Genomic DNA, 19,724 nt, shown 5'->3' with positions numbered 1-19,724 from the left:
GCCAATTGCGGGTGAGTGATAACCACACTTATTCACCCTCAATGTGCGCAACTGCTGGCATGACTCCGAGATTCGCGCATAACGACTCCACGAGAGGGTCAAGCGGCTGGGTGATATCGCCCAGCACATGGGCCTCGTCCGCTTCCAGTTCCTCAAGCGCGGCGAACTGGGATGCCAGCAGCGCCGGCGGCATGAACTCGTGGGCCCGCGCTTCCATCCTCGCCCCGATGGTGGCTGCGTCGCCGGCTAGGTGGATGAAGACAACATCCGGAGCGCAGCTTCGCAGCAAGTCCCGGTAACGTCGTTTCAAGGCCGAGCAGGCGACGATCGGCGGAACGGATGTGCCGCCGTCGCCCTTTCCTGCAAGCAACTCCCCCAGCCGGCCCAACCACGGCTCACGGTCGGCGTCTGTGAGCGCAACCCCCGCAGCCATCTTCTGCTTATTGGCTACGGGGTGGAAGTCATCCCCGTCGAAGAACGGCATCCCCAGTCGTTGGCCCATCAGGGTTCCGACGGTGGACTTACCGCAGCCGGATACCCCCATCACCACCAATGGAGGCAGGTGGCCGCTCACCGGACGTCCCCGGGTTCCCCGAAGCAGAGGAGCACTTTGCCGGAGCTGGTGGAATCTTTCGCTACCTCGAACGCGTGCAGGGCGTCGGCCAGCGGGAATTCGTGGGTAATGACGGGGCTGATGTGCAGGGATCCGTCCGCGAGGGCGGCGATCACCTGGTCGATCTCGTCGTTGAAGCGGAAGGAGCCTTTGAGGTCCAGTTCGCGGGTGATGGCCAGCGAGATGGGGACCGGCTGCATGCCGGTGGGCAGCAGGCCCACCATCACCACGGTTCCGCCGCGCACCGCGCCCTGGATGGCTGACGCCAGGCCATGGTGGCTGCCGGAGGACTCGATGACAATGTCCGCCTCCACCGCGGCGATCGCTGTGGCGTCCGCGGCGTTGATCACCTGATCAGCGCCGACGGCCGTGGCGATCCCAAGCGGTTTCGGGTGCAGGTCGACGGCGGTGATCCGGGCGGCGCCGGCACGCTTAAGGACGGCAACGGCCAGGGCGCCGATGGGCCCTGAACCGATGACGAGCGCCGTCTTTCCGCGGACGTCGCCGGCGCGGGAGACTGCGTGCCAAGCCACGGACGCGGGTTCGACAAGGGCCGCGGTGCGCAGGTCCATGTCCGCGGGAAGGGCTCGAAGCATCCGCACCGGAAGGTTCACGTACCTGCTGAAGGCACCATCCGTGTGGGGGTAGCGGGCAGCGCTGCCCAGATACGTGCATCCGGGTGAAAGGTTGGGCCGGTCTGCGGGATACTTAGCCGCGCCAGGGCCGGGCGTTGCGGGGTGGACGGCCACGGCGGTCCCGGCCTGTGGCCCTTCACCGTTCGCTGCCGGGCGCACCACCACGCCGGAGATTTCGTGGCCCAGCACCAGGGGGGCCTTGAGGATGGACTCCCCCGCGGCACCGTGCAGCCAGTAGTGCAGGTCCGAACCGCAGATCCCGCCGTACAGAACTTCCACCACCGCTTCATCAGCTGCGGGCTGCGGCAGCGGGACCTCGTCGATACGCAGGTCATCTGCGGCGTGCGCCACCAGGGCCGGGCCCGTGACAGGCAGTTCTTCAAGGCCTGCCCCCAAGTGCGTATTCAGAGTCATCACACCACCACTGTCATTCCACCATCAATGAAGATGGTTTGTCCGTTCACAAAGTTCGAGCCATCTGAAGCAAGCCACACCACAGGACCGGCGAGGTCCTCAACGGTGCCCCACCGGTGGGCGGGCGTCCGGCCCAGGATCCAGGAGTTGAAGGCCTGATCATCAACGAGGTTCTGGGTCATCTCGGTGTGGATGTAGCCGGGTGCAACCGCGTTGATCTGCAACCCGGAGGCGGCCCACTCTGCCGTCATAGCGCGTGTAAGGTTCCGCAGCCCGCCCTTTGCCGCAATGTACGGGGCGATGGTCGGACGGGCCAGGTCCGTCTGGACGGAGCAGATGTTGATGATCTTGCCACGGCCGCGGGTGATCATGTGCCGCGCGGCTTCCCTGCCCACCAGGAATGCGCTGGTGAGGTCCGTGGAAAGGACTCGTTCCCAGTCCGCGACGTCCAGGTCCAGCATTGGCACCCGGTGCTGGATCCCCGCGTTGTTCACCAGGATTTCCAGCGGGCCCACGTTCTCCTCGATCCAGCGGATGCTGCGGGCGGCCGCGTCGTCGTCGGTCACATCGAATGCGATGCTGTGGACGCGGCCCGGCGGGAAGGCCGCGGCCATTGCCGCGGCGGCGTCCTTGAGCCGTTCCTCATTGACGCCGTTGAGCACTACTGTTGCTCCGGCGTCGGCCAACGCCCTTGCAAGTGCCGAACCGATGCCCCTGCTGGAGCCCGTCACCAGGGCAACCCGGCCGGTCAAGTCAAAAAGCGCGCTCATGCGAAAGGGCCTTCCTGAACGAGGTTGGCCGGGGTTTCACCGGCGGCGAGGGCCTCAAGCTGGCGCTTCAGGAGCTTGAGGATCCGCGGTTCGAACGCTGACGCATTACCGCCAATGTGGGGGGTGATGAGTGCGTTCTCCGCGGACCACAGCGGGTGGCCGGCGGGCAGCGGTTCGGGATCGACGACGTCAATGGCGCACTGCAGGCGGCCGGACACCACTTCCCGGGCCAGGGCGGCGGTGTCCACCACCGCCCCGCGGCCCACGTTCACCACGAGGGCGCCGTGCGGCAGGGCGGCCAGGACATCCCGGCCCACCAGGTGGTGGGTCTTGTCGTTCAGCGGCAGGACGGAGACCAGGATGTCGTGGCCGGCGGCGAGGTCCACCAGTTCTTCCGGACCGTGGACCTGTCCGTCCGCGTCCGTCCGGGCTGAGCTTCCCACCCGGGTCACGGTGACTTCGAAGGGCTCGAGCCGGCGGGCGAGTTCCTTGCCGATGCCCCCGATTCCCAGCAGCAGGATCTTCCGGTCAGCCAAAGACTGGCGGCGCTGCGGCTTCCAGCTTTCAATCTGTTGGTCCTTGACGGCCTGGTCAATGCCCCGCAGCTTGGCAAGAATGAGGCCGACGGCCAGCTCCGCGGTGGCAGCTGCGTGGACGCCCGAGGCGTTTGCCACTGCGGCGCCCGGCCCGGCAGCCTCGCATACGCCGTCGTACCCTGTTGACTGCGTCTGCACGAACTTAAGGTCCGGGACCTTGGCCAGGGAATCAAGGACTGCCCCGGCGTTGATGTACGGCAGGATGACGCCGTCGATGCCACCCAGCTCCTCCCCCGGCTCGTCCTTCATGTCCCACACCACGCCCCGCAGTCCTTCGGGGAGTGGTGAGAGGTCAGCCAGGAGCTGGGGTTCGGGGAAACTGACGGTTCGTACTAACTGCATCTGGGGGGCCTATCGGTTGGGCGGTGGGAAGGTAGTTCCGCGGGTTTGGGCGTCGTGGGGGCAGCTCTAGTCGGAGTCCCCGCGACGGTCGAAGGTGAGGCCGCCGGGGACCTGGAAGGTGGGCATGAGTTCCAGCATGCCTACATTAACGTGCCGCGGGGTTTCGATGGCGTAGTCCAGGGCGTTGACGATGTCGTCGGTGGTCAGCGATTCGTAGCCCTCGTAGTACGTTTGCCAGGCTTCTTTCATCGCCTCGGGGCTGCCGCCCATGTTCCGGCCAAAGATCTCGGTCTCCACGCGGCCCGGGCAGATTTCTGTGACGCGGATGCGCTTGCCCACGGTGTCGTTTCGGAGTTGCCTGGAAATCTGGTGCACGGCGGCCTTGGTGGCGTGGTACACGGTGTGGCCGTAGAAGTTGTAGGTGCCCGCGATGGAGCTGATGTTGACCACGTGGCCGAGGTCCCGTTCCACCATGCCGGGCAGGACCAGCCGGGTGAGCTGGAGGAGCCCGCGGAGGTTGACGTCCACCAGTTCGTCGATGTCCTGCTCGGAGGAATCCAGGATGTTGCCCGGCCTGGAGACGCCGGCGCAGTTGACCAGGACGTCCACTTTCAGGTCACGGACGACGGCGGACAAGGCGGCGGTGTCGGTCAGGTCCACCACGTGCGGGACTGCTCCCGTGCGGTCGGCAAGCTCGGCGAGGCGTTCCTCGTTGCGGGCCACCGCGTGGACGGTGAGGCCCCGCTTGGCCAGCCGTTCGGCGATGGCAGCGCCCATGCCTGTGGATGCTCCGGTGACGAGGGCGGTGGTGTAATCGGAAAAGGGCATTGGTACTCCAAAGTATAGAAGTCGGGCGGGCCCTTGCGTCCGGCAAGGGGCTGGACGCAAGAGCCCCGGGTTGGAAGGGGTTAGGCGTCGCGCAGTGGTTCGTGGGCGCGGTCCTTGACGGTGCTCACCGCGGCGAGGGTGCCCAGCGCGGTGATCACTGCATAAAAGGCGGGCATGTAGATGTTGTGGGTTTCCGAAATCAGCCAGGTCATCAGCAGCGGCGCGGTCCCCCCGAACAGGGCCGAGGAGATGTTGTAGCCCAGGCCGTAGGCGGAGTAGCGGACACGGGTGGGGAACAGTTCAACGATCAGGATATGGATGACCGCAGTGTGGCCGGCGAAGACGACGGCCATGATGGACGCGCCCAGGATGGCCAGGCCCATGTTGCCGGTGGCGATCAGTGCGTAGGACGGGATGCCCAGGACGGCCATGGCGATGGCCGAGCCGGCGATGACCTTCTTGCGTCCGATGCGGTCGGACAGGGCGCCCATGAACGGGATGGCGATGCAGATGACCACCAGGCTGCAGGCGGTGACCAGCAGGGCCTCGCCGATGGTGAAGTTCAGCTGCTTGCCCTTCAGGAAGGTGGGCATGTAGGAAAACAGGACGTAGTAGCCGGAGCCGTTCATCAGGGGGATGAACAGGGCCAGGAGCATGGCGCGGCGGTGTTCGGCGGACTTGAAGGCTTCCTTGAGCGGGTTCTTGGACAGGCCGCCTTCTTCCTTCAGCTTCACGAAGTTGGGGGTGTCGCTGATGGCCTTGCGGATGTACCAGCCGATGACCCCCATGGGGATGGCGACCAGGAACGGGATGCGCCATGCGAAGGCACCGAAGCCGCCGCCGTCGATCGCCGCCTGGGTGAGCCAGGGAGACATGGAGTACGCCACGAGGGTGCCGGTGAGGAGTGCGGCGAAGGAGGCGATCTGGGCGTAGGAGGTGATGACGCCGCGCTTGCCTTCGGGGGCGTGCTCGGCGAGGAAGGTCATGGCGCCGGCTGCCTCGCCACCTACCGAGAAGCCCTGCAGGAGCCGCAGGAGGACCAGCAGGATGGGAGCCGCGATGCCGATGGCCGCGTAGTTCGGCAGTACGCCGATGCCGGCGGTGGCGATGCTGATGAGCAGGATCACGAAGACCAGGAGCTTTTGCCTGCCGATCCGGTCACCCAGGTATCCGCAGACGACAGCGCCGAGCGGGCGGACGAAGAAGGACACGGCGTAGCCCGCGAAGACGAACAGCAGGGCGTTGTCCGGGTTGCCCGGTGCCAGGAACACCAGGGCCAGGGTTCCGGCCATGAAGGCGAAAATGCCGTTGTCGTAGAGCTCCACGAAGATGCCCACGCAGCCGGCGGTGACAACCTTGCGTGCCTGCTTCGCAGTCAGCCGGTCGTGCTGCGGTGCTACCGCATGTGTTGATGTTGACATCTCGTCTTCCTTAATGGCCTTGGGAAAAGCATTCATGGTGTTCAGGCTCCTGACGCTGGGCTGAGTTCGTGCCAGCGCTGGCCGGCGCCGATGCCGAGGAGTCCGAAGACCGTATTGACGGTGTTCCGGAGTCTGCCCAGTTCCAGGCAGGCTGCGCGATGCGTGGCTGTTGCTTCAGCCACGGTTGTCTTTCGAAAGGTGATGGTGTGTCCAGGCCTGGCTTGCGCCAGGATGTCCAGTGACCGGCTCGTGGCCACTGCCAGGACCGGGTAGCCCGCCGTCACGCCACGTCCCCGGTGCAGCACCAGCAGCTCTTCGCGGGACGGGACCTCGATGGCCCCGACCGGAACGCCGCGGGAGAGCACTTCGGACGTGAGCTGACGCTCGGGAAGGGCACCGCCGAGCCGCAGCCCGATGTGGTTGCTGCGGGGGCTCACGGTGTACTGCGTGGTGAACAGCAGGTCTGCCGTGTCCCCGAATTCCGCCACGTCCGGCCCGTCCGTGACGTCGATGACCGGGTTGGTTGTGAAGACGGGTTTGGTAAGGCCCAGCCGGAACAGCGGCAGACCGAAATAGGGCTGGGTGATGGGAGCCGTGGTCTTCCGCGTTTCGAGGCGGAAGCCCTCCATGAGCTTCAAACCGAAGCCCACCACAGTGTCAGGGGCGCAGCTTCCCAGCAGGGTGGGGACCGTGAAGGATCCGTGGACGGCGATGTAGGCGCGCAGTCCGGTCCGGATGCCCCGTACGGCCACGACCTCGCCGGCCCGGACGGACACCGGTTCCCACTGGGGGCATTCGCGTCCACCCACTGTGAGGTCCAGGGGCGCTCCGGTGACGGCGATCAGCAGGTCAGTGGTGGCGCGCATCCGGAAGTCCAGCGCCGTGAGTTCCAGCAGGGGGACGTTGTCTTCGTTGCCGGCAAGGATGTTTGCGGCCTTGGCGGAAGACTGGTCCAGGGCGCCGTTAACGGGAAGTCCGTAGGCGGGCCCCTTCGTCCGGCCGAGGTCGGTGACCACGGAGTAGCCCGGTTGCAGGATGATCAGGGAACCGGTCATGGCCGGGCCTCCAGGAACTGCCCCGCGAAGTTTTCGAAGTCATCCGCGGAAATCCGGTAGAAGCGCAGTTCGTCGCCGGGGACGTAAGGCACCAGAGGTTCGCGTGCTGCGTCCAGGACTGTCAGGGGGGTCTGCCCGATGACGCACCAGCCACCCGGTGCCGCTGCGGGCGCGATCACGGCCTGGCGTCCGGCGACGGATACGGCCCCGGCGGGAACGGTCAGCCGCGGGTCCTTGAGCCTGGGGACGGGGACCGGGAAGTCCGGCCCATCCATCATCGGAGAACCTGCCGGCGCCCCGAGGCAACGGATGACGTAAGTCTTTGCCGTGTGCCTGGCAATGACGTCCTCAACGTCCAGGCCCTGGTGGTCTGCCACACGGTCCAGGTCGGGCCCGTAGTCGCCGCCGTAAACCACCGGAACTTCGAAACGGCGGGGTTCCCGCGTGGCGGTGCCGGTGAAGTCCAGCTGGCGCATTCCCAGGAGGACGATTGCCCGGACCTGGCGCGCGGAGGTGAGGTAGGGGTCGAATTCCACCAGGACCGAGTCGTAGGTGGGAACGGCGCCGTAAATCCCGTCGACGCCGGCGGTGGCCAGCCAACCGGCCAACGAGTGGACGGTGGACCAGTTCGCTTCCGCGTCACCGGACCGTGCCACCACGCGCAGGGCGGCGTCACCTGACTCGTAGATGTCCAGTGCTGTTGGCGTTTTCATTATCGTTGTGGTCATAGTCAGGACACCTTTTGCTTTGCGGCGAGTACCTCTGCCAGCGGGGCGATGGTGACGCCGGCGGCAATAAGTTCGCTGCGGATCAGCCGGGCCAGTTCGACGGCGCCGGGATTGTCGCCGTGCAGCAGCACCGTGTCTGCCTGGATGGAGATGTCCCTGCCGGAGGCAGTCTCGATCAGTCCTTCACAGACCATCCGCACAGTGCGCTTGACGATGACGGAGGGGTCGTGGATCACGGCGCCGGGCTGGCTGCGCGGCACCAGTATGCCGTCATCCTGGTAGGCGCGGTCGGCGATGCCGACGATGGCCACCCGCAGGCCGCGCCCCGCGGCAGCGGTGGCGAGTTCACCGTCCTGCGCCAGGATGATGAGGGCGGGATCCACGCGCACGGCGGCATCCGCTACGGCTCGGGCATAGTCGGCCCGCGTTGCCACCAGGTTTCCCAGCCGGCCATGCGGGGCAAGGTGGGAGACGGAACCGCCGTGGTAGGCGGCAAACGCTGACAGGGCTCCCAGCTGGTAGATGACGTCGGTGCGGACTTCGTCAGCTGTGAGGTCCATGGCCCGCCGGCCAAAGCCGCGGAGATCCGGGAAGCTCGGATGGGCGCCGATGCCAACTCCCGTCCTGACACATTCAGCCACCGTGGCATCCATGATGTCAGGGTCCCCTGCGTGGAAGCCGCAGGCGATGTTGGCGCTGGACACGATCTCCAGCAGGGCTTTGTCGTCACCGATCGAGTAGGCACCAAAACCTTCACCAAGATCCGCTACGAGATCGACTGTGGGCATTACGGGCCTTTCTCTGCCGGGTACTGCGGGTGTAAATGAGTGTGGCATCGGAATTTGAGCCACACAAAGACGAATGCGGTATCTCCCTATAGGGAGCGGTTATGACGTTCACCGGCGCTATTGGCATCAACCTTAAGGAATGTACCGCGGCTCTTGTTTCGTAACTGTAAAAATGGTTCTGCCAATAAGCTCTTTCCCTGCTTATGCAAAAAACATATGCCATCATCAAAATCGGCGATGGCTGGGCGGGGATAGAATGTCTTGGTCATTGGAAAGTCATCTGCAATTAACCTATGCCCGAGACTCGGATCACACAAAGACGTAATGCCTGTCCCGCCATAGCGCCAACGTATGACCCCGCATGCTGTGCCGTCCCCGCTGGAAAAGAGGAGTGCTATGGACACCCGGAAGCTGGCGTACTTCGTCAAGATCGTCGACTCAGGAAGCATCACCAAGGCGGCCGCCGCCCTCCACGTGGCCCAGCCCGCGCTGAGCCAGCAGGTGTCGGCCCTTGAAACGGAGCTGAAACAGCGGCTCCTGATCCGGAGCAAGCAGGGGGTGGAGCCCACAGCGGCCGGCCATACCCTGTACCGGCACGCGCAGACCATCCTGCGGCTCGTGGAGCAGGCCAGGATAGATGTGGCAGCGTCAGGAGCGGCGCCTTCGGGCCGCGTCTCCATAGCGATCGCTCCCTACAGCATGGCCTCAAGCCTCACTCCCCGGATCATCAGCGAAGTGGGACGCCGCTACCCGGACATCGTGCTGCACCTGACCGAGATCTACGGCGGTGTGCTGAGTGAGGCCATAAAAAACGGACGGTTGGACATGGCGCTCATCTATGAACCAGGGCCCATCCGCGGGGTGCAGTTCACCACACTCATCGTCGAGGACCTGTACCTTATTGTGAACTCCCGCCGGGAGCTCCCGGTAGCGTCCACAGCGAACACCATCACGCTGGACGAGGTGGCTGCCGTGGGGCTCTTCCTGCCGGAACAGATCCACACCCTTCGGCAGGTGGTTCAGGCGGGCATCGACAGCAGGGGGTTGAAGCTGAAGCTGGTGGGCGAAGTGGAATCCGTCCCCTCCCTCACCCGGCTGCTGCGCACCGACCTCGGAGCGACCATCCTGCCCAAGTCAGCGGCGGACGCCCTGTTCCATGAGGAGGACTTCCGGGTCCTGAGGATCATTGAGCCTGCACTGCAGTGCAGGATTGCGTTGTGCACGCCCGATCATGAACCTTTGTCGGAAGCCGCGTCCGCCGTCCTGCTGGTACTCAAGGAAATGCTGCAGGAAATGCTCCAGAGTAAATATTCCCCGCTCCCCGCCGCACCGTTCGAGGCATCATAAGCGGGCCTTATCAGGTCACGCCGCTTTAGTCTTATTCATGGAATTGCGTGCGTTCTAGGATAAAAGCCATAAAGGTTTCGCTGAAGGCGATACCGCGGCAATAAATTCCCTGGAGCCCAGCCATGAAGAAGATCACCAGCCTGCACTACCGGAAGACAGCTGAAAGAAGAATCCAGCTGAAAGCCAGCACCGGTTCACATTGCCCCACCAACGGTTTTTGGCGTCCCGAGGACGGGGCCGCCACTGAGCCCGTCTTCGTGTTCGAGGGAAGCATGATGCCCCCAGGCAGGCGCGGCACCACCATGTGGTATCTGGAGGACGCGCAGGCAGGGCCGCCCGCCTACCTCCTGCCCGGCATGAACTGACGGCTCATCGACTCTAAAGCGGCAAGAGGAAGGCCCGGAGTTCCGAAAGGAACCCCGGGCCTCTTGGCTTAACCGTGTCGAATGCCGGGTATTTGCCGTTTTAAGGGGTCATAACGACAAATACCCAGCAATCGATGGGGATAGGTGACTACAGGGCCGGCTCCAGTTCGGCGTCCTCCACCAGCAGGCCCTTGGCCTTCAGCACGTCAGTCAGTTTGCACAACTCTATGGTGGTGCCGCCATCCTTGTACCGGCGGATGAGGTCGTCCTCGGCGTCCACCCGTGCCTGGGACAGGCGGATGACCTCCTCGATCTCATCCTTCCGGACCACCACCACGCCGTCAGCGTCACCCAGCAGGACATCGCCCGGGTAGACGATTTCGTCGCCGAACACCAGGGGATGGTTGATGGGGCCAATGGTTTCCTTGACGGTCCCCTTGATGCAGACGCTGCCGGAGAACACCGGCAGGCCGAGTTCGATCAGGTCCTTGGTGTCGCGGACACCGGAATCCGTGACCATGCCTGCCAGGCCTTTCGCCTTCATTGCGTTGCCCAGCACATCGCCGAATGTCCCGGCTTCCTCGTACTCGCCCGCTGCTACCAGGACAACGTCGCCTTTCTGCGCATAGTGGATGGCCACCTGGAGCATGAGGTTGTCACGTGGTGCACAGACCACGGTGACGGCGGGTCCGCAGAACGTCATGCTGCGCTCGATGGGCTTAATCCTGGAGCTCAGGGCGCCCTTGCGGCCCTGTGCTTCATGCACGGTAGCGGAGGAGAACTTGGAAAGGCGCTGAATGGCGTCCTCCGAGGGCCGATCGAATTTCGTTTTGACGTGGATCATGGGGTGCTCCTGGTTGTTGAAAGATTAGGCAATTGGATGGTTGGGTCAGGCCAGTGCCGTGACGGCCTTTTCAATGGCGGCAATCGATTCCTCGATCACCGGCAGCCCGTTGGCGTAGGAGATCCGGAAATATGGGCTCAGTCCGTAGGCCGAACCCTGGATGACGGCAACAGATGCTGCTTCCAGCAGGTACAGCGTGAAGTCCTCGTCGTTGGTGATTTGCCTGCCATCGGGCGTCGTCTTGCCGACGACCCCTGCGCAGTTGACGTAGGCGTAAAAGGCTCCATCCGGCGTCGTGCACTGCAGGCCGTTGACGGCGTTCAGCCCGGTGATGGCCGCGTCGCGCCGTTCGCGGTACACGTCCACGCTTTCGCGGACGAATGCCTGGTCTCCGGTGAGTGCAGCGGCGGCAGCCGCCTGGCTGATGGAGGACGGGCAGGAGGACATCTGGGACTGCAGCTTGTTGATGGCAGCCACCAGGGGCGCCGGCCCACCGGCATAGCCCAGGCGCCAGCCCGTCATGGCATAGGCCTTGGAAACGCCATTGGTAATTAGCACCCGGTCCTTGAGCTCAGGAGCAACGGCCACCAGGCTGGTGACGGGCTCCTCCCCAAAGTGGATCTCGTCGTAGATCTCATCGGTGAGGACGTAGACGGCCGGATGGTCCTGAAGGACGGCGGCCAGGCCGGCCAGTTCCTCGCGGGAGTAGACAGCTCCTGTGGGGTTGGACGGCGTGTTGAGGATGACCCATTTGGTGCGCTCCGTCAGTGCCCCTGCCAGGGCCGCAGGGGTGAGTTTAAAGCCGGTTTCTCCGCCGCAGGAAACGATGACGGGGGTGCCTTCGTTGGCGAGCACCATGTCCGGGTAGGAGACCCAGTACGGTGCGGGGATGACAACCTCGTCGCCCTGGTCCAGGGTGGCCATGAATGCGGTGAAGATGACCTGCTTCCCGCCGCCGCCGATGGTGATCTCAGCCGGGGTGTACTGCTGGCCGGTTTTGCGCTGCAGCGTCTGCAGGATGGCCTTTTGCAATTCGGGCGTCCCGGTAACCGACGTGTACTTGGTTTCACCGCGGCCGATGGCTGCGATGGCAGCGTCCTTGATGTGCTGCGGCGTGTCGAAATCCGATTCTCCGACCGTCAGGTCCAGGATCCGGCGGCCCTCGGCCTTGAGCTCCCGCACACGGGCCGCCGCGGCAACGCTGGGTGAGGATTTGATACGGGTTACGCGTGATGCGGGCACGAATTCAGGCATGTTCTCTTCCAGGCTTCCGGTACGGATGAGGGTGGTTCATTCGAGCCTAGGGAAGGAGCCGCCCTCTTGGATAAGACCTAAAGTGCGTGGACAGATAAGCAGCCCTTATGACGGGAGCAGCCAGAACTTTTCCGTATTGCTCCACGCACTTTCGGTATTGCCTGCCGGGCTTGCCAGCCGCGTAACCTGCAGGGTGGACAGCGGACCCAAAGCCGGAACAGCGCCGGCCCCGGCGACGGTCCTTTCAGGCCCTGCGGGGCGAACAATGGGAAAAGCCCCCTATCCATGGGACGTGGCGCTGACAGTGAAACACCACGGAGACAAGGAGCAGTGGTGCCGGGTAGAGAGATTCAGGAACGGATGCTTTTGCGTACAGCCGGCACCGGGACGGGCGGAACCGGGGTGGCCGCCTACCGGTACCGGGGCGGGCCGAAGGCGGACCCCACCACTGCCCGCGCGGAGCAAGCCCTGGCCATGCTGGCCCAACTGCGGACGACCATCGCGCTCCGGTCCAGCAGGGTGCGTGCCCTCACCGCGGAGCTGGGTGACTGCATTGCCCAGGCCCTGTGTGACGGCGTAAAGGTTGCCGCCGTCGCAAAGGCCGCCGGCCTGCCTGCCGCCAGTGTTCGCTCTGCCGCGCTGGCACGCGGCGAGCTGTACCCCACAGACCAAACCCGAAGCGGACATCTTCGCCTCATTGCCGGATTAACTGCGGAGTTGGCGGCGGCCGATGGCACGCGGAATGCCGCGGAAGAAGAACGCACGCAGGTACTGGCCATGGCCAGGAAGTCCCGACTCCTTGATGACTACCAACTGGCCGGCGCAAGCGGACTGAAGTCCGACGAGATCCGCAAGATGACCAGGGGCGTGGGTTTGCGTGTGGCCCAGTCAGGATGATCCGTCCCGGCGGATCTGATCCGCGGCCCGCCGCCTTCCGACCAGTTGTCCCTTGCGGACACCGGCGCCGAGGAGCTCCGGCTTAGCTTCGCGCCTCCGCTCTGGCCGCGACTGGCAAGCAAGCGTAGCGTCTTTTCGAAGAGGCCGCCGCAAGCATGATGTCTGCCTGTACGGCGCTTCGGTAAGGCGCGGAGGAGGCCGGAATGGCTGGGTGGAATGCGGATACGGCGGCCGGTCCACTGGGGGCTGGCTCTGTGACGTTTGTCGAGGGCTCATCCTTCTGTATTTCGTCATCCAACGGGGATATTCAAGCCGATCCGCTGCATGGCCTCTTCGTGGCCGATGTCAGGATCCTGTCAATCTGGCGCCTGACAGTGGATGGAAAGGTGCTTGAACCGCTCACAGCGGAGACAAAGGAGCCGTTCCGTGCCGCATTTGTTGCAAGGATCCCCCGGTCCGACGGTTACGCGGACAGCCCACTTATCGTGGAACGGTTGCGGGAAGTGGGGGCCGGCCTCCAGGAGCAGCTCACCGTCCACAACTACTCCCAGGAGCCTGCTGAGTGCCTCATCGTCCTGGAAACAGGGGCCTACTACGCGGACCTCTTCGAGGTGAAGGAGGCACGGATCCGGCGACGTTGGGAGGAAACACGGGAAGCCGACGACGGAATGCTCACCATTCGGGGCAGCTGGCAGGACGTCCGCAAGGGCACCGCTATCCACGCTCCTGGCGCCGACGTTTCCGGTAACACCCTCCAATATCGGGTGTCGGCCGCCTCCCGGAACTGTTCTGCGGTTTCAGCCGTGACCACCTCACCACTCCCGTTCCATACCCCACCGCCTGCTCGCCCCAGGCATGGGCAGCCACCGCACCCATCCAGATCGTGTCCAGCCTCATGCGTTATGACCGGGTTGTCTCAGCCGGTGGAGTCTGGCTCGATCCCGTCCTTCCCCAGTCCTTCGGGGACCTGCACATCTCCAACGCCCCGCTCGGCGACGGCCGCATCACCATCGACATTGCCGGCTCCGTCCATTCCATCGAGGGACTACCCCGGGGATGGTGTTTCACCGGGGCCACCGGCCATGGATGTCCGAACTGGTTGAGGAAGCGGTACGGCGTCGTGTAAAGGCCCGCCCCGCGTCAAACCCACTTCGTTGAGATCCAGTTCATTTACCAACCAATGCTGTGAAGGAGTCCTATGGAGGGACCAGCGGTCTCCGTTTTTTCGACTCCAGGCCATAACGAATCGCTATGTAGGGACACAAAAGCGGACTTTGTGTGACCCACACCGCAAACGTTAACTTGATTTCTGAGGCCAGTCCGCAAAGCCGTAAATACGACTTGCGAGAGAGCTCACAGCAGGACCAGCCGGACATCCCACTCGAGATCTCGCTCCGAGAGCCCAGGTGTAGCGGCAGCCGGTGTTCACCCATCGCCAACGGAGACGAAATGACTGAAACCATACTTCCGAAGAAGACCCCGGTCAGGGCCGCAGTCGCGGCCTGGATCGGCACAACGCTGGAGTACTACGACTTCGCCGTGTACGGCACCTCGTCCGCGTTGATTCTGAACGTCCTCTTCTTCTCGCCCGAGCTACCCCAGGGCATCAGCGTGCTGCTCGCCATGATTACCTTCGCAGTCGGTTACGCGGTACGCCCCCTCGGTTCACTCATCTTGGGGCCGATGGGTGACCGCCGTGGCCGTAAATTCGTCATGATGATCACACTGTTCGGCATCGGCGGCTGTACCTTCCTGATCGGGTGCCTGCCCACGTACGCCCAGATCGGTCCTCTGGCTCCGATCCTGCTCGTGCTGATCCGCGTCATCCAAGGACTGTGCCTTTCCGGAGAGCAGCCCAGTGCCATCACCATGAGCCTGGAGCATGCTTCCGAGGGCCGCCGCGGGTTCCTCGCGAGCTTCACCACGTTGGGCTCCTCCTCCGGCACGCTGCTCACACTGCTGGTCTTCATCCCGATCGCCGCTATGCCCTCGGAGCAGTTGCTGACCTGGGGTTGGCGGCTTCCGTTCTGGGCCTCCGCCGTCGTAGTCGTCGCCGCGTACCTGATCCGCCGCCACATCCAGGAGCCGCCCGAGTTCGTAAAGGTCCAGGCCGCCAAGGTGAACGTCGCCCCCCTCAGGCACCTTCTGCGCTTCCACTGGCGCGCGGTGCTGCGGATCGTATTCTGTGCGCTCATCGCGGGCACGAGCTATATGATGCAAACGTTCTCGGTGGCATTCGGTACCGCCGGATACAAGCTGGACAAGCCGACCATGCTCCTGACAACCACAGTCTCGGCTGTGATTGCCCTCGGAATCACCCCACTGGCAGGATTCCTTGTGGACAAGATCGGCCGCAAAACGATGTTCCTCATCGCAACGGGCGGCGTAGGCATCACCATGGTGCCCTACCTCTGGTCCATCACGACCGGCAACTGGTCGCTGATCTTCCTGTTTGGCATCATCAACTACTCCCTTTTCTACTCAATGGTGAACGCGTCCTGGCCCTCGTTCTTCGCAGAGATGTTCCCCGGCCGGCTGCGCGTCTCCGGACTCGCCCTGGGCACCCAGATCGGCTTCGCCATCTCGGGCGTCATCGGCCCCGTTCTATCGACAGCACTCGCTGGCCCCGACCTGAAAGACTGGGTCGGCCCGTCCATGGTCGCGCTCGGGTTCATGGTCCTGGCTGGGATCTCAGCCCTTACCGCCAAGGAGACCAAAAAGTACACGCTCAAGGAACTCGACGAGGTGCAGCAGAGTGCGCGGGAGACGGCGGTCCTCACGGCCGCGACTGCTTTCCCGGGCATGGCCGGGCGCGATCTCGCTGCCAAACCTGGCACCTTGAAGTGACGAGCTAAGAGCGCATTTAAACGCCACACCCCGCATTGAACTGGTCGCCGAAAGTTGGACTGGCCAAAGCCTAAGCCGCAAGGGCCTGAGTACGGTATTGCACCGGGCTCAGGCCCTTGCGTTTTGTCGAGATTCTTTTGGTGTTGTACGGGTTGTGCACTGGCGCTGCCAGTGCCTCGGTAATCGGAAATCGCATGTTTTCTGCGCGCGCACTTGCTCGCCTCTCCGTCGCTGGACCCTGGGCGATCCCCCGCCGTCGGTCCAGCAGGTCTCCGCCAGGAGTCGACGACACATTTTCCCGCCCATACCGTGGGACGTCGATTATCACCACGGATCCGAGCACCTGGTGGTCGTTCTGGTCGCCCAAGCAACCTAAACCCTCATTCGGTTCCCAGAGAGGAATGCGGCTACCCGATGGACTGGACTCCTCGCGAGCGGACTGGTTTCCCGATGGAATGAATATTCTCGCCTGGTACAGAGGGTGAGGCCCGGTGTCCTGAGCCGGTCTTATACCGCACGGTCCGACATGGCTCCGTCGTGCCCTGTTCGCAGCCCTTGAGTTCGGCGCGGACCTGAAGTTGCGTGCGACGGGAAAGGGCGGCCGCTGACGTTCATCATTGGACCAGGACGGAAGTTTCCCGCACGTCATAGACGCAAAGGTCCCACGCCCCGGTATAGGGCGGGCAAGGACCAAGCAATGGCGCAGCATCGCCACCCGATACGACAAACTCGCCGTCACCTACCGCTCCGGGTCGCCCTTTATTATGTTCTCATCTGGCTACGCCAATAAGGAGACACACCCTAGCTCGATTGTCGCTCAGCGAGGAATCAGGTAAGCCGCACCGCCTGAGCTGAATCGACGCCCCTGAAGGTCACAGTGGCAGGATCCCTAGGATTCTCTCCTTCCCCTGCATAGTCTGGGAGAGGACGCCACCCTACGTGAGGGTCAGGGAGAATGTGATCAAAGCAGATACTGCGGTAATCGACCGGAACAATATCACCGTATTGGGTCAGGATGACGGGCCCGTGTTGATGTTTGCCCACGGTTTTGGCTGCGACCAAGCGGTATGGCGAAAGCTGGTCCCCTACTTCGTTGATCACTACCGGCTAGTGCTTTTTGATCATGTTGGTGCAGGACACTCCGACATCAGCGCCTACGACTGGGATAAGTACGCGTCCCTGGATGGGTACGCGACGGACCTGCTGGAGATTTGCGCCGCCCTCGAACTTCAGGACGTCACCTTGGTGGGACACAGTGTCAGCACAATGATCGCTGTGGTCGCCGCCGCACAGGAACCAACCCTGTTTTCCCACCTGATCCTGCTTGCTCCTTCACCCCGTCATACCAATGACCCATACGACGGATACGTTGGCGGGTTTACGCGGGAAGACATCGAGGGCCTGCTGGCATCTCTGGACAGCGACTATTTCGCCTGGGCCGCGGCCCTGGCTCCCGTAATCATGGGCAACCCGCAAGAGCCGGAATTAGCGGAGGACCTGAGCGCTAGCTTCTGCCGGACAGATCCGGCCATCGCACGGCACTTCGCCGAAGTGACCTTCTTCTCCGACTCCCGCCCGGAACTGAGAAAGCTGCACACCAGCTGCCTAATTCTGCAATGCTCCGACGACAGGCTTGCCCCACCCGAAGTGGGCGCTTACCTCCACAAGAACCTGGAACACAGCACCCTGATGCAGCTCCAGGCCACCGGGCACTGCCCCCATATGAGCGCACCGGAGGAAACGGCGCGCGCGATTCTTCACTACCTCCACACCCACATGTAACAGATCCCGCCAGCTTCAACCCCCGTGGCTGGTCGATATGACAACCGCAGTCTCGCTGAGCCGGAAGGCGCGCGTCCGTTTCAGCCTCCCGTGCGCAACCGGGGACAGAGAGCGTCAGATCGCCTTCCGCTTCGGAGTGCCGGAGATTGCCGATTTGGAATCGGCGAACCGACCACTCAACGGCACAGACCGCGTCTGGTATGACTTCGCCGACCTACCCTCCGGAGAGCTGGCGCCGGTGCCAGACCATCAGCCTGAACTTGACGGATGACCCCAAGAAACGGCCGACGAACCTTGGCAGTTTGGGCAGACACAACCATGCGAAGAGAGTGCGGGTGAATTGTGTATTCGGATGCGTTAGCGGCCGCCGGTAAGTACAGCAGGGCAAGTCTGGACGCTTTTGACAGGTTTCAAAGGGACATACTGATCCGGACCCGAGTACTGTTCGGAGTGCTGGTCCTCCTCATGGTCACCGTGGCGAGCATCCCGACGGTTACGGGGCCGTCCTTTCTCATCCCTTTGGGAATGATGGCACTAGCTGTGCTCGTCTATTTTGTGTTGTGGGTTCCGTCGTACTGGAATCTCAATCGCTCGTTCGCCGCAGATCGGAAACGGCGAAGACAGGGCTTACCCCTCGACGTTCCAGAAGTCTGAGTCAGACGGATCCGACTTCGTCAGCTGCCTATCCTCAGTAATCCGACCCTGATCCGGTCCGAGGTTCAATGCCTCCCTCCTTTGAACAGGCGTAGCGACCAAAAGCACCATATTGCAGGGGACTAACGACCGACCAGTGCTCTGGAGCCCTCTGCACAACTCCTATAACCACGGGAGCTCACCTGGCGTCGCGATACGCCCAAGGCCACGGCGGCAGCATCAACCGCTGCCCTGCCAACGACCGTGCGGGCAGCCAAGGGCCCGATTACGGCCGAAACCGACTGCGTCCGATCCCATAGTTCATCCGGCATCGTGAAAGTGCCCGGCTCACGAATGGGTGCCGATTCCGCATCCACTCCGACACCTCCCCCGGCGTCCAGAGGAGTAGTAAGCAGATAGGGACTTCCACAGGACTACAAAGCGATATCGGTGACTGCATGAGTACACCGACCGTCAAGAACCGGCTGCATTTCGACCTGCGCGCCGACAGCGTCTCCACCGCCGAGGAGCTGGAGCGCTTGCTCGCCCTCGGCGCACAACGCACCGACGTCGGCGATGGGCCCGACGTCAGCTGGGTGGTGCTGCCCCATGCGGAGGGCAATGAGTTCTGCCTGCTCTCCCGGTCGGTCCAAGACGTGGAACGGGAAGAAGTGCAGCAGCACTAAGGGTCAGCGGCTCAGTACTTGTAGAAGCCCTCCCCCGAGGCGACGCCCAGCTTGCCCTGGTCGATGTAGTGCTCCTTCAGGTACTGGGCGAACGCCTGGGAACCGGCATCCGGCGAGGCCGAGGCGATGTTGTACGCCGTGGTGAGGCCGACGACGTCGTAGATCTGGAACGGTCCGCTCGGGGCCCCCGTGGCGATGCGCCAGGTCTTGTCAATGGTGTGCGGGTCGGCGACGCCCTGCAGCAGCAGTCCGGCGGCCGCGTTCAGCAGCGGAACCAGCAGCGAGTTCAGGACGTAGCCGGCCTTCTCCTTCTTGATCTCGATCGGTTCCAGTCCGCTGCTCCGGGCAAAGTCGACGACAGCGGCGTACACCGCCGGGTCCGTCTCCGCAGTGCCCATGACCTCGGCGATGTTCTGCGCCCAGATGTTGTTGGCGTAGTGGAGTGCGAGGAAGCGGTCCGGGCGTCCAGTGAAGTCTTTCAGGTCACTGGGCAGCAAGGTGGAGGAGTTGGTCGCGAAGATGGCCTTGGCCGGCGCCAGCTCCGCGAGCTTGCGGTAGACGTCGCGTTTGAGTTCCAGCAGCTCGGGAACGGCTTCGATCACAAGGTCCGCGTCGACGACGGCGTCCCCGAGGTCTGCGGTGAGGCGGAGGTTTGCCAGGGCTGCTTCGGTCTTGCCCTCGGAGGCGCCGGCTACCTGCGCCCGGTAGATGCCGGCGAGGCGGGTGAAACGGTCCCGCGCCTTGGCAAGCGCGTCCTCGTCGACGTCGTAGGCGGTGACCGCGAAACCGTGGAATGCGGCTTGGAAGGCTATCTGGGCGCCGAGCACTCCGGTGCCGAGCACGGTGAGCGTCTTGATGGAGGGCATTATGGTTTCCTTT

20 protein-coding genes and 1 pseudogene are annotated in these 19,724 nt (G+C 63.6%); 8 read left to right on the top strand and 13 right to left on the bottom strand.

All coding sequences use genetic code 11. The features are described 5' to 3' along the window. Positions 1-28: 28 nt before the first annotated feature. The 9 genes from FBY36_RS17775 to FBY36_RS17735 all read right to left on the bottom strand — a co-directional run bounded on the left by FBY36_RS17775 (position 29) and on the right by FBY36_RS17735 (position 8,190). Positions 29-544: a gluconokinase gene (locus FBY36_RS17775; RefSeq protein WP_268815577.1), complete on the bottom strand. Its 516-nt coding sequence runs from the start codon at positions 542-544 to the stop codon at positions 29-31. A gap of 26 nt (positions 545-570) precedes the next feature. Next, positions 571-1,662, bottom strand: coding sequence for an L-idonate 5-dehydrogenase (locus FBY36_RS17770; RefSeq protein WP_142122703.1), 1,092 nt, complete (start codon positions 1,660-1,662; stop codon positions 571-573). Then, on the bottom strand, positions 1,662-2,432 hold the full coding sequence (locus FBY36_RS17765) for an SDR family oxidoreductase (protein ID WP_142121535.1): 771 nt from the start codon (positions 2,430-2,432) through the stop codon (positions 1,662-1,664). The genes FBY36_RS17770 and FBY36_RS17765 overlap by 1 nt, the downstream gene beginning before the upstream one ends. Then, positions 2,429-3,370 carry a 2-hydroxyacid dehydrogenase gene (locus FBY36_RS17760; protein WP_142121533.1) on the bottom strand — a complete coding sequence of 314 codons (942 nt, stop codon included), beginning with the start codon at positions 3,368-3,370 and terminating at the stop codon, positions 2,429-2,431. The genes FBY36_RS17765 and FBY36_RS17760 overlap by 4 nt, the downstream gene beginning before the upstream one ends. Before the next feature lie 66 nt (positions 3,371-3,436). Further along, entirely contained in the window at positions 3,437-4,198 is a 762-nt protein-coding gene (locus FBY36_RS17755; RefSeq protein WP_142121531.1) for an SDR family oxidoreductase, read from the bottom strand. An 80-nt stretch (positions 4,199-4,278) separates the two neighbouring features. Continuing rightward, positions 4,279-5,619 (bottom strand): MFS transporter, encoded by a 1,341-nt coding sequence (locus tag FBY36_RS17750; RefSeq protein WP_142121529.1) that lies wholly within the window; start codon positions 5,617-5,619, stop codon positions 4,279-4,281. A gap of 41 nt (positions 5,620-5,660) precedes the next feature. Beyond that, positions 5,661-6,674 (bottom strand): biotin-dependent carboxyltransferase family protein, encoded by a 1,014-nt coding sequence (locus FBY36_RS17745; RefSeq protein WP_142121527.1) that lies wholly within the window; start codon positions 6,672-6,674, stop codon positions 5,661-5,663. Continuing rightward, a complete protein-coding gene (locus tag FBY36_RS17740) occupies positions 6,671-7,402 on the bottom strand; it encodes a 5-oxoprolinase subunit B family protein (protein ID WP_142121525.1) in 732 nt (243 codons plus the stop codon). The genes FBY36_RS17745 and FBY36_RS17740 overlap by 4 nt, the downstream gene beginning before the upstream one ends. Positions 7,403-7,404: 2 nt before the next feature. After that, the gene (locus FBY36_RS17735) at positions 7,405-8,190 is read right to left on the bottom strand and encodes a LamB/YcsF family protein (RefSeq protein WP_142121523.1); all 786 of its coding nucleotides are present in this window, start codon (positions 8,188-8,190) and stop codon (positions 7,405-7,407) included. A 396-nt stretch (positions 8,191-8,586) separates the two neighbouring features. Here FBY36_RS17735 and nac point away from each other — a divergent pair, with 396 nt between their 5' ends. Next, positions 8,587-9,537: a nitrogen assimilation transcriptional regulator NAC gene (nac, locus tag FBY36_RS17730; RefSeq protein WP_142121521.1), complete on the top strand. Its 951-nt coding sequence runs from the start codon at positions 8,587-8,589 to the stop codon at positions 9,535-9,537. Between the two features lie 122 nt (positions 9,538-9,659). Continuing rightward, the gene (locus FBY36_RS17725; RefSeq protein ID WP_142121519.1) at positions 9,660-9,902 is read left to right on the top strand and encodes a hypothetical protein; all 243 of its coding nucleotides are present in this window, start codon (positions 9,660-9,662) and stop codon (positions 9,900-9,902) included. Positions 9,903-10,050: 148 nt separating this feature from the next. On the opposite strand, the gene FBY36_RS17720 is transcribed toward FBY36_RS17725, so the two are convergent. Together FBY36_RS17720 and FBY36_RS17715 are read right to left on the bottom strand one after the other, a co-directional pair. Further along, entirely contained in the window at positions 10,051-10,746 is a 696-nt protein-coding gene (locus tag FBY36_RS17720) for a 4-carboxy-4-hydroxy-2-oxoadipate aldolase/oxaloacetate decarboxylase (RefSeq protein WP_142121517.1), read from the bottom strand. Between the two features lie 45 nt (positions 10,747-10,791). Then, complete coding sequence (locus tag FBY36_RS17715; RefSeq protein WP_142121515.1) at positions 10,792-12,000, bottom strand: aspartate transaminase; 1,209 nt, start codon at positions 11,998-12,000, stop codon at positions 10,792-10,794. A gap of 360 nt (positions 12,001-12,360) precedes the next feature. On the opposite strand from FBY36_RS17715, the gene FBY36_RS17710 reads away from it, so the two are divergent. From FBY36_RS17710 to FBY36_RS17700, 4 genes and pseudogenes are all read left to right on the top strand, one after another. Continuing rightward, complete coding sequence (locus FBY36_RS17710) at positions 12,361-12,897, top strand: hypothetical protein (protein WP_235008885.1); 537 nt, start codon at positions 12,361-12,363, stop codon at positions 12,895-12,897. 203 nt (positions 12,898-13,100) lie between these two features. After that, positions 13,101-13,658: pseudogene (locus FBY36_RS21095) on the top strand (glycogen debranching N-terminal domain-containing protein); the annotation flags it as partial. Positions 13,659-13,780: 122 nt separating this feature from the next. Next, on the top strand, positions 13,781-14,023 hold the full coding sequence (locus tag FBY36_RS21090) for a hypothetical protein (RefSeq protein WP_327436706.1): 243 nt from the start codon (positions 13,781-13,783) through the stop codon (positions 14,021-14,023). Between the two features lie 323 nt (positions 14,024-14,346). Then, a complete protein-coding gene (locus FBY36_RS17700) occupies positions 14,347-15,744 on the top strand; it encodes an MFS transporter (RefSeq protein WP_142121513.1) in 1,398 nt (465 codons plus the stop codon). 70 nt (positions 15,745-15,814) lie between these two features. Here FBY36_RS17700 and FBY36_RS21165 read toward each other — a convergent pair whose 3' ends face one another. Further along, positions 15,815-15,940 (bottom strand): IS3 family transposase, encoded by a 126-nt coding sequence (locus tag FBY36_RS21165; RefSeq protein WP_442858264.1) that lies wholly within the window; start codon positions 15,938-15,940, stop codon positions 15,815-15,817. A 761-nt stretch (positions 15,941-16,701) separates the two neighbouring features. Between FBY36_RS21165 and FBY36_RS17690 the strand changes: the two genes are divergently transcribed. Further along, positions 16,702-17,526, top strand: coding sequence for an alpha/beta fold hydrolase (locus FBY36_RS17690; protein WP_142121509.1), 825 nt, complete (start codon positions 16,702-16,704; stop codon positions 17,524-17,526). Between the two features lie 1,091 nt (positions 17,527-18,617). Continuing rightward, positions 18,618-18,845 carry a VOC family protein gene (locus FBY36_RS17685; protein ID WP_160141904.1) on the top strand — a complete coding sequence of 76 codons (228 nt, stop codon included), beginning with the start codon at positions 18,618-18,620 and terminating at the stop codon, positions 18,843-18,845. Between the two features lie 11 nt (positions 18,846-18,856). Here FBY36_RS17685 and FBY36_RS17680 read toward each other — a convergent pair whose 3' ends face one another. Beyond that, entirely contained in the window at positions 18,857-19,711 is an 855-nt protein-coding gene (locus tag FBY36_RS17680) for a 3-hydroxyacyl-CoA dehydrogenase (RefSeq protein WP_142121508.1), read from the bottom strand. Positions 19,712-19,724 lie beyond the last annotated feature (13 nt).

The organism is Arthrobacter sp. SLBN-122 (assembly GCF_006715165.1).
Lineage (GTDB): Bacteria > Actinomycetota > Actinomycetes > Actinomycetales > Micrococcaceae > Arthrobacter.
The sequence above is the reverse complement of the archived record's forward strand: the minus strand, read 5'-3'. Positions and strand labels throughout refer to the sequence as shown.

Coding starts and splice junctions, on each gene's coding strand:
- FBY36_RS17685 (WP_160141904.1), top strand. CDS start 18,618: ATGAGTACACCGACCGTCAAGAACCGGCTGCATTTCGACCTGCGCGCC.
- FBY36_RS17750 (WP_142121529.1), bottom strand. CDS start 5,619: ATGTCAACATCAACACATGCGGTAGCACCGCAGCACGACCGGCTGACT.
- FBY36_RS17715 (WP_142121515.1), bottom strand. CDS start 12,000: ATGCCTGAATTCGTGCCCGCATCACGCGTAACCCGTATCAAATCCTCA.
- FBY36_RS17755 (WP_142121531.1), bottom strand. CDS start 4,198: ATGCCCTTTTCCGATTACACCACCGCCCTCGTCACCGGAGCATCCACA.
- FBY36_RS17775 (WP_268815577.1), bottom strand. CDS start 544: ATGGGGGTATCCGGCTGCGGTAAGTCCACCGTCGGAACCCTGATGGGC.
- FBY36_RS17745 (WP_142121527.1), bottom strand. CDS start 6,674: ATGACCGGTTCCCTGATCATCCTGCAACCGGGCTACTCCGTGGTCACC.
- FBY36_RS17765 (WP_142121535.1), bottom strand. CDS start 2,432: ATGAGCGCGCTTTTTGACTTGACCGGCCGGGTTGCCCTGGTGACGGGC.
- FBY36_RS17770 (WP_142122703.1), bottom strand. CDS start 1,662: ATGACTCTGAATACGCACTTGGGGGCAGGCCTTGAAGAACTGCCTGTC.
- FBY36_RS17725 (WP_142121519.1), top strand. CDS start 9,660: ATGAAGAAGATCACCAGCCTGCACTACCGGAAGACAGCTGAAAGAAGA.
- FBY36_RS17760 (WP_142121533.1), bottom strand. CDS start 3,370: ATGCAGTTAGTACGAACCGTCAGTTTCCCCGAACCCCAGCTCCTGGCT.
- nac (WP_142121521.1), top strand. CDS start 8,587: ATGGACACCCGGAAGCTGGCGTACTTCGTCAAGATCGTCGACTCAGGA.
- FBY36_RS17740 (WP_142121525.1), bottom strand. CDS start 7,402: ATGACCACAACGATAATGAAAACGCCAACAGCACTGGACATCTACGAG.
- FBY36_RS17720 (WP_142121517.1), bottom strand. CDS start 10,746: ATGATCCACGTCAAAACGAAATTCGATCGGCCCTCGGAGGACGCCATT.
- FBY36_RS21165 (WP_442858264.1), bottom strand. CDS start 15,940: ATGCGATTTCCGATTACCGAGGCACTGGCAGCGCCAGTGCACAACCCG.
- FBY36_RS17710 (WP_235008885.1), top strand. CDS start 12,361: ATGCTTTTGCGTACAGCCGGCACCGGGACGGGCGGAACCGGGGTGGCC.
- FBY36_RS17700 (WP_142121513.1), top strand. CDS start 14,347: ATGACTGAAACCATACTTCCGAAGAAGACCCCGGTCAGGGCCGCAGTC.
- FBY36_RS17735 (WP_142121523.1), bottom strand. CDS start 8,190: ATGCCCACAGTCGATCTCGTAGCGGATCTTGGTGAAGGTTTTGGTGCC.
- FBY36_RS17680 (WP_142121508.1), bottom strand. CDS start 19,711: ATGCCCTCCATCAAGACGCTCACCGTGCTCGGCACCGGAGTGCTCGGC.